Origin of the sequence: Devosia indica, from assembly GCF_003056405.1 — a bacterium.
Lineage (GTDB): Bacteria > Pseudomonadota > Alphaproteobacteria > Rhizobiales > Devosiaceae > Devosia > Devosia indica.
The window spans coordinates 1-8,541 of record NZ_PYVZ01000032.1 but is presented as its reverse complement, the minus strand read 5'-3'; the positions used below and the strand labels follow the sequence as shown (position 1 = coordinate 8,541).

At 55.2% G+C, this 8,541-nt stretch carries 8 protein-coding genes; 1 reads left to right on the top strand and 7 read right to left on the bottom strand.

Annotation, left to right across the window (positions count from 1 at the left end; all coding sequences use genetic code 11):
* Positions 1 to 106: transposase domain-containing protein (locus DDE76_RS19125; RefSeq protein ID WP_157955875.1), on the top strand; the 106-nt coding region annotated here is incomplete at its 5' end.
* Here DDE76_RS19125 and DDE76_RS20180 read toward each other — a convergent pair.
* The 7 genes from DDE76_RS20180 to DDE76_RS19835 all read right to left on the bottom strand — a co-directional run.
* Positions 96 to 1,058: a PD-(D/E)XK motif protein gene (locus tag DDE76_RS20180; protein WP_157955933.1), complete on the bottom strand. Its 963-nt coding sequence runs from the start codon at positions 1,056 to 1,058 to the stop codon at positions 96 to 98. The two genes, DDE76_RS19125 and DDE76_RS20180, sit on opposite strands and share 11 nt — an antisense overlap.
* A gap of 2 nt (positions 1,059 to 1,060) precedes the next feature.
* Complete coding sequence (locus DDE76_RS19115; protein WP_104892797.1) at positions 1,061 to 3,286, bottom strand: Z1 domain-containing protein; 2,226 nt, start codon at positions 3,284 to 3,286, stop codon at positions 1,061 to 1,063.
* The gene (locus DDE76_RS19110) at positions 3,287 to 4,852 is read right to left on the bottom strand and encodes an ATP-binding protein (RefSeq protein WP_104892798.1); all 1,566 of its coding nucleotides are present in this window, start codon (positions 4,850 to 4,852) and stop codon (positions 3,287 to 3,289) included.
* Positions 4,849 to 6,174: a DNA cytosine methyltransferase gene (locus DDE76_RS19105; RefSeq protein WP_104892799.1), complete on the bottom strand. Its 1,326-nt coding sequence runs from the start codon at positions 6,172 to 6,174 to the stop codon at positions 4,849 to 4,851. The genes DDE76_RS19110 and DDE76_RS19105 overlap by 4 nt, the downstream gene beginning before the upstream one ends.
* 178 nt (positions 6,175 to 6,352) lie before the next feature.
* Positions 6,353 to 7,297 (bottom strand): hypothetical protein, encoded by a 945-nt coding sequence (locus DDE76_RS19100; RefSeq protein ID WP_157955932.1) that lies wholly within the window; start codon positions 7,295 to 7,297, stop codon positions 6,353 to 6,355.
* A gap of 440 nt (positions 7,298 to 7,737) precedes the next feature.
* Entirely contained in the window at positions 7,738 to 7,989 is a 252-nt protein-coding gene (locus DDE76_RS19095; RefSeq protein ID WP_104892801.1) for a helix-turn-helix domain-containing protein, read from the bottom strand.
* 113 nt (positions 7,990 to 8,102) lie between these two features.
* Positions 8,103 to 8,541 (bottom strand): hypothetical protein (locus DDE76_RS19835; RefSeq protein ID WP_210202709.1); only part of this gene is annotated, 439 nt, incomplete at its 5' end.

Genomic DNA, 8,541 nt, shown 5'->3' with positions numbered 1-8,541 from the left:
CGGCGTCGATCCGCATGCCTGGCTGACCCGGACCCTGCAGCGCATCGCCGGCGGCTGGCCAAACGGCCAGATAGCTGACCTCATGCCTTGGAACTTCAGGCAGTAACGGCCTCGGCTACGCGCTTACCATTGCGCGACGTTGGAGAACAAGAACCCAGATCACTTAAAAATCGTACCTGCGACACGCCTGCTGGAATGTCACCCACCAGCGATGGTATGGTCGAAATGTCGAAGAACGCTAGCGATGCTCGTGCCAATTCCAAGTCGAAGCGCCACCGCAGTGCCAATGGAAGCCGTTCGCCGAGGCTGTCCGCAATAATTAGACGGAAGCGACCTATCAAATCAGGGTCCGTTAGTCGCCCTTCAATTGATCTAATTAGTGCCGCTAGGCTGGTCCCGCCACCCGCTGCCTCAATGAAAATGGAGGCCACGAATGCGGAGCTTGCTGCGGAAGGTCGCGTCTGCTCCAGCGAAAATGAGTGACGTCGATCTCTCGATGAACTTGCTTTGGCCTCAATACGTAGCGTTCCTACCGCAAAGTCGTATCGATCAGTTTTTTCTGATCTCCATGCCTCTACCGCGCGGTCGGCATTCCCAGCCTCGTGGATAACACAAAGCTCCCCGGCCAGGCCAATAACCTCTCGCTTGCTAGGGTCCCCGAGCTTGCGAAACAGGTCTACCAGAAAAAGTATGCCTTCCTCAACAGTGACGGCGCTTGGGTTTGGACCAAACTGTTGTATCAGAGTCTCGCATACATTCGAGAAGTACTCCTCAATTGCCGGGTCGCTCGACATACAGATTGCCGCGGTGAGCGTCTCAGTGCGTTCCTCTTCCCCATACTCCCTGATACGACAGGGAATGCTGAAGAATACTTCTAGCCCTACCAGAAGCAGGGGTACTGTCCGGCCTACATCCGACGTAGCGATTAGCAAGCACGCTTGGCCGAGCGCGGTCCGACCTGCATAATAAGCCCTATGACCACTGACCTGGCTGACCGAAAAGCTTCCGGGAGAGTGTTCGACTCGTGCGTCTTGAGTTGGGAACGTAATCCCTGCCACGACTACTGTCCCGTTTGGAATTGAACTATCCAGTTCAATGCGAGAGCAGGTGGAACATGCAGGGCCAGCAATGGGGCTGCCTTCGCTACCGACACGGCGGCACCTTCTACCTGTTGTAGTAAGTCGTACTGGTGAATCTGTATTGTGACCTGATTTCCCGACTTGAAGAAAGCGTCGCCTGGGTACGCCGTAGTGCCATCGCCGGTGCGACCCTGTTGAAAGCCATCCTCCAGCATCCCATCCTCGTCCGCAGTCCGGACACCAGTAGCGTTTGGCCGCATTCGGTACACTGACACCATTGCGTCTGGTTGAGCCCGCGACAGTTCGCCGAGTTGCATCAGGATGCCAGTCATCGACGCCACGTCACGCGGATCAAGGAGTTGATAGTCGACGAGTAACTCCACTGCCTCATTGACCGGCACGGAATGACACACTGCATGCTGCTGAGACGGTGCAGCAGCTGGGTACGAGGTGTCAGGTGCAAACGAAAAGGAATCCGTGAGCTTGGCGATCGCTTGGGCATTCGCGGACCTAAGGTCGGCACTAAGTACCGCGCCTCGTTGTTGTGTCCAGCCGCCTGTCCGACGGCCCCGGATGTAGTCATCTCCCAAAGCTATTACACTTTTCCGGCAAGGGCTAAGAGCCGGCGACAAAGCGAAGCTTCTCTTCCACTCTCTGAGGCTAAGCCCGGTTTCTGAAATCCGTGTCAATTCGCTGCGCATAATCTCTTCATGCGCCACGTACGATTGAAACGCCTGGAGGGTGTTCGGCTCCAAGTAAACCCGACAAATCCCGAGATACGACTTTTTGTAGCCAAAGAAGCGAGCTCTCTGTTGAACCGCGTCCGCGTTACCCGTGCCAACACCACGTCCCATGTAGGTCACCGTCAGGGAATCGACGGTGAAACCTCGATCGACTGCTTGCCCCCCTACCAAAATCCATCCGTCGGCGTCCCGCCATTCTATCTCAGGCGTGGTAGGGCGCCCGTTGGTATTGAACTCGATTGCTTGGGTGCGCCTTAGAGCTCGAGGCAACTTCGTTGCCACCTCCTCAAACGGGGGCAATTTGCGCTCCGTACGCTTTAGATCGGCGTATGCAGCTCTGAAGTCATCCAACAGATCTACCTTGTCAGGGTCGCCATCCTCTAGCTTTAGAGTTGCGGCCCACCCGTCGATCGCATGTCTGGCCCACTGATAGATAGTCCGATGATCGTCCTTGATGCGAGAAGGGTGTATGAGCATCGATCGCCTCGCGACCTCACCCTCAGTTCTCATCAATAGTGTATAGGCGAGGCCAACAAAAAAGACCCGCATTGCCTTAAGGAGACTGTCTGGAGGAGCCGCTGGTAGGCCTTTTGCGGGAAACACATCTGACGGTGGTATCGCTTCTGCATACTTGCTGCCAGCCGCGAAGAACACCTTGCCGCCGACATAGCCGTCGCCAGGCTCGAGCACATGAACAAAGGATGGGGATAGCACACTCATTATGTTGATCAAGAGCGGTGCCTGGGGGGTCGCCGTGTACTGCAGGTAAGTATGATGTGGAAGCGCGTCCCTCAGAGCTCGCAGCCAACTGTATGTTGTGCTCTCCTGCCCTTTGCGAACTTTGGTGTTTAGGCCAGCCTGGTCTGCCTCGTCATCAATGACCAAAGCCTGAATGCCCGACAGGTCTTCGTCCCTCAGCAACTTAGTCAGGTGTTCGAGGTGATCTTTTTGCTTTAGCACCGTTATTAACAGTGTCGCGCGCTCGTCCTCGTCCAGATCGGTTTCTCGCCAATCCCCTATTGTGGTTCGGATAGTTTGCGCGTTGTCTGTCCGAGGATTGGTCAATTTCCTCCACGCTCCACCAGCGGCGAAGGTGTCCAAATCGCGCTCTAGGCGGAGGGTTGATTGCTGGAGAAGAGAACTTTTCGTGCCCGCTACAACTATGACGAGCGGAAACCGATTGTCTCTTGCAAGGCCAATAACGGTAGTAAACGAAAGCGTCTTCCCACTCTGAACATAGCCCACTACTAGTCCTGTCTCGCGACCGTCTGGCATGTCGGGCGCAAGTCCATGCCCAAGTATCTCCGCAGCCGACTGGACTGTTTTGGCTTGGGCCTTTGAATCAAGTGGGCTAGCTTCTAGGACGGTTGTTGCTGCTATGCCTTGCTTGGGCATCCAACGTTGACCGGGCTTCAAAGCGGCCTCTCCTATTGGCTCAACTAAAACTGGATTTCTCTCTGCCATCTATGCCTCCGTCACAGAAGGCTTCGACAGTGCCTCCCTGAGAATGTCGTTGACGTTCCTACGTATTGTGCCGGCTAGGCGTACTCCTCCGGAACGCGCAATCATCTCTCCCAACGCTAGCGCAGTTGCTATCCTGAGTACTGCCTCCACTTCGTTTGGGTCGGTCTGCGCAAATGACAACATAAAGGGGTGAGCCATGCTGAGCCGAATCTCAAGTGTTTGAGGGTCCTTGCCGGTGGCTGCGATGTCGCTCATCGACAGCCAATCCCCCCCTGACGGATCGTCCGAGAGCTCAATTTTTACTGTCCAAGGTTGTCCACGAAAGGTGAACTGCAGTTCTCGCTGGCTGAGGGGCTGTTGCTTTGGCAGTGGATCGGTAGCCGTCTCGCTTGGCGCGACATCAACTATAGAGGGCAAGAGGCTGGGCAAGTTTTGCGCTAGAACCTCACTCGTTCTGCCAAGTGCAATTTCTGCGGCCTTCTTGCGATCTTTCTTGGAGGCGAGCGCACGAAATAGATCAGCCTGCCTGAGTAAGGGCAAATCATCGCTATCGAGATGGTCTTTTAGCAACTCGAGAAACGGTTGCTCATCATCATCCCAGCGGAACCCATCTTTCGTATGGCTGATATTGAAACCAGTCATATGGAGCTCACCAAACAGCCGGAGGTGTCGATAGCTGCTAGATGAACCAAAAATAAAGTGAGGTCTGTACCCCTCTTCACCGCTACCCTCGATGAGCCTGCCTCGTCTGAACAACGCGAAACCAGATCTCGCGAAATTTCCCGGATCGCGAAGGGCGGCAAAACCCTCAACCTTCTGTCCATCACCCAGGACAAAGCTAATGTCCTTTCGCCAAATACGCGGTCCTGCCTCAGGTTTCCTTTCGTACGGAGCCACTAGAATGGGCGGCTCTTCGTATGTGAGTACTTCCTTGTCGACAACTAGCTCGAGAATCCCTTTCCGCAAGAATACGCGATAAATATCTGTAAGGTGTTCCTTTATTTTTCCGACGGTTCTTCCCACGGGTAGGTGATGAGGATTGTCGATAGTGATCTCGGTATAGTGCGCATCCGTCGGTGCCGGATGCTCTGCAATAAGTAGTTCTTCCAACTCGTCGCGCGTGATTTTGGCAACATCGAACCTAACCGTTCGTTCTACGGTCTCCCGCAGAGCTTTAGTCCGTACTTGCCAGGTAGAGGAAAACCAGCATGCGGCGCTCTTCATACCCATACCAAACTCGGAGAGCCCTTCCGCATCAGGCGGTGCCACTGCAGGACGAAATGCCCGCGGGAAATCGGCCCACGCAATACCTGCCGCGTTGTCGCTTATAGTGATGCGGCCTGGAGGGGACGTATCCAGCCGGATTGTTACACGTAGCTTGGGTAAATTGCCGTGCAGGGCCTTTAGGGCGTCTGCGTTCGCAATATAACTCTGAAGAGCATTGTCTACAAACTCGGCAAGGGCGAACCACGGCTTGTAATTAAGGTAGCGAAGTACCGAAAGGACGCTTGGACCCGGCCGAATGCTCACCATTTTGGCGTCAGTGGTCGAGGTCTGGTCGTTCATTCTGCTGCTACCATAGATATTTGCAAAGCGCTTGAGTCTCTTTTCGCAATATTGTCTGACGATTCTGGACGGCCGATTAGTGATTTGGCCACTGCAGTCATAACTTCGACATTGACGGCGTTCCCAAGTGCCTTGAACGCTCCGTTTTGTTGTGTGGGAAGATGCTCAAGCTCCCCCATACTTTGCAGGCGGGCGCACTCGCGTATCGTCATGTAACGCCTTTCCCAGGCGATTACTGGCACTTGAGTTGTAGTAAGGGCAACAAGTGAAGGTGCGATATTAGGTCGTTTCGCACGAATTCCGGAGGCACGAAATTGAATTATAGTCTTCCAGAGATTTCGGGGGCCACCCTTCCAATTCCATTCTAATTTTTGAAAGCTTGGGAGGAATTCTTTGACTGAAGGAAGCCATGCGTCGATGACTTCTTTGTGCCTAGAATAGAAATCTCTGTTCTGTCGGATAAAATCTATCTTCCATTTCGGAAATTTTTCGACTGCCGCGCGGGCGTAAGTAGGAATTGAATCTTTAATTTCTTCTTCAGGCAACCCCTCCAGTGACGCTCCTAGCGCACCGCGATATGCTGTCATGCTAGGCCACCCCAGGGAGTAAGGCGTTTCGTCTTCGTATGGGTAAGTAGCTCCAAACTCCATCGCCCAGATAGGGAATGAGGGTAGTTCATCTTCAGGTGGCAGAGCGTCAATTAGCTTTTGCCAAGTGTCGATGTAACTGACCGCTCTTGCTGACAGCTGTCGGGCTTCATCGGGGTGTTTGTCCAAAACAGACGAGATGTCAGCGGGCGTTGCCGTTCCGGTCGGCCACACAAAGTCATTCAGGCCAAGCCTGTCGCCGACGATAATGGCTCTCTCCCGAGCCTGCGGAACCCCGAATGCATGAGGTGATAAGCGCGTAGAATCTATGGCGTAGCCACAGCCTTCAAGTCGCTTACACACCGCTGTCCATGTCTCGCCTCCCCTATGCCTCATGAGATTCGGCACATTCTCGATGATGAGAAACCTCGGCTTATGCGTATCGAGTATCTTGATAACGTAGTCGAAGAGATCTCCCCACTGAGGGCACTCAAATCCGAGTTGGTCTCCTGCCTTGGAGAAAGGCTGACAGGGAAAGCCTGCACAAAGAATGTCGTGCTCCGGAACTTCGGTCCAACTCGTTCGGATGTCGCCGTAAGGTTTGATTGAGAAATTCTTCTCGTACAGCGCAGCAAGTGGCCCATCCAGTTCTGACGCGAACACGCACTCGTGGCCGAGTTTTGTAAGCGCCTGGTGAAATCCGCCAAGCCCAGCAAATAGATCAATAAATCGCACGCAGCTGACCCCACCTAGAACTCAGGTTGATGCCTGCTGATTCGCTGGACCAACCTCAAGCTCTACTCTGAATCCTTGCAGGCCTGTAGTCCAGCAAGGTTTTGAACAACGCCAACGTCTTCCGTGTTCACGAGTCGCTTTTGCCACGAGGAAGTAGGTGTCGCATTGTCGCCGGCTGTTACGGTTCCGCTTCCCCACAAACCTGTGATGGCTCGTACCAAGACCACTCGACATCCCTAAGTCCAAAACCGCCTTCACCCAAAGCCAGCACCACAGCTTCGCGGTCCCGCCAAATCGACGGCAACATATCCAAGAGCCTTGCGAGACCCAGCCCATCGTCCTGCTGGCGCAGCGTAAAGAGACCAGCATCGGTCAGGGCAATAAGACCGGTTGCCTCGGTTGCCCCTGGTTCCAACTCCTCGTCTGGTCGAAGTAGTAAGTCTCTGGACACCGTCAGGACGCGTCGACCCCTTGTGGCTTCCGCGTATTCGATTACCAATGCACGAGCCCGAATGTCTCCCGCTTCTGCCCGCTTGGCGAGCTGCCAGACCGTGTCCATCTTGGAGACGGTCTTCAGTGCTCCGCCAATCGCCTCCGCCAGCCCATCCCAGGCAGTCGCACCCTTCGAAACGTACTCGAGGCTCCGCCCTTGATCGACTTGCCAATCCTGTCCTCGGGCCGTGGCCACGAAGCCTCTCCGGCCGACTTCTTGCCGAAATCGCTGGGTGAATCGGCGCATCAGATATTCGAGGGGCGTGGCATTTTCGTCTTGAATGGCCGCCAGGCGGCGCAGCGATAATTCGACTAGTTCCAGGGCGCCATCTGTGCCCTTAAGTTGACGGCGTCCTGAGTTTCGGCGCTCAAGATTTATGTCTAGTCCAATTTCTTCGATAGTCGGCCACCTTGGTTCGTGCAGCACGAACAGGCCATGAAGATGGCTGCCCCATCCCGTGCGCGGGGAATGCCCGGTCTCATATCCACGAACATATGAAAGGCCACCTGCCTGCGAGAGCCACCGCCGGTGCGCAGCGCCACTGGTCGTGGCGCGCCAAGCACCGTCCAGGGCCGCATTCTGTTCCTTCAGGCCGGCCGACAATGTTCTCCGCAAAGTGAGGGTGACCAAGACGCGTTCACCGGCCAAAGCTTCAAGCTGGGGTCGCAAGACGTCGGCTCGCTGAGTAGCAAGCCAGCGAGCGCAAGAGGGGCACAGATGTGAGTTGCGGCAGAGCATGATGCCCTTAGCAGTCGCATGATCGTCGGCGACGGCGACCACAACATTGGCAGATCCGAACGAACGGCGACACCCGCACTGGTACAGCGACTTTCGTCCGGTTAGGCGAGCCATCTGACGGCGCAATCTGCCGACCTGAAGATAGCCTGGCCGAGGCGGTCGTTTGCTGTCCTTGCAGGGATCGTCGAGGGTAGTGTATTGTTGACAGGAAGCGTCCGGCTTCGAATGAATACAATCGCCGCCGTCCCTGGTTGCAACAGGGGCGGCGGCTTTGTTTCGTGTTTCGGGGGGAGGCTCCTGCCGCGGACGGTCGTGGCGATGGTCGAGGACCGTCATTTCGTCGCCCCACTGCGCGGCTTTGCCGCTTCGAGGCGGGCGCTCAGTGCTGCGACCTTTTCAGCTCGCTCGCGACTGTCGATGCGAGACCTCTCGACGAAGGCATCGATAGATTCGGCCAGCACCAGAGCGCGCTTGCCAATCTTAATTCGCTCAAGCGAGCCCGCATCGATCAGCTTGTAGATGGTCGTAGTGCCAACGCCCAGGCATTGACTGGTCTCGGCAATAGTGAACGCGATTTTTTCCATTTTTGCGATCCACCCAGCAGATTTTGGCTGGGGCAAAGCCCGTGCGATTGCAGGACCGCTCGCTATTATTCACATAGACGGAGTGACAGGTATTTCTCGTTTTGGAGCGGTTGTCACCGCGCCCGCTTCAGTGCCTGATTGAGCGTGTTTTTGCGAGTGAAGCCCTTCTTGGCGATCACAGTGGAGGCCAAATTCACAAAATCGAGGCGGGCGGCAGGATTGGCCGGAAAATGGTCCGCGTAGATTTTCGACAGCTCGGTCACCAGATCGACACTGTAGCTGCCACCCGAAAAATCCTCCGACATGCGGATAGCTAACTTAACCGCGTCGCTAATCTTCTCCATGAAGTGGATCACTTGCCAATCCGCGTGCCTGTCCGAAGCGTCTAGCCAGCTGCTAACGATATCCTCGTTCCCCACTTTACCCTGAACCGCCCCGGGTTTGCCGGAGGCTGTTTGGTTTAAGTTATGCGGCCATGGCCTGTTGTTCCAGTGCGGCGTAGAATTTTGCCTCAGCTTCCGCCGGTGGGATGTTTCCGATGGTTTCGAGGAG

What these genes read in the sequence shown, in the direction of transcription:
- DDE76_RS19115 (WP_104892797.1), bottom strand. Translation starts at nt 3,286, where the DNA reads ATGGCAGAGAGAAATCCAGTTTTAGTTGAGCCAATAGGAGAGGCCGCT.
- DDE76_RS19110 (WP_104892798.1), bottom strand. Translation starts at nt 4,852, where the DNA reads ATGAACGACCAGACCTCGACCACTGACGCCAAAATGGTGAGCATTCGG.
- DDE76_RS19095 (WP_104892801.1), bottom strand. Translation starts at nt 7,989, where the DNA reads ATGGAAAAAATCGCGTTCACTATTGCCGAGACCAGTCAATGCCTGGGC.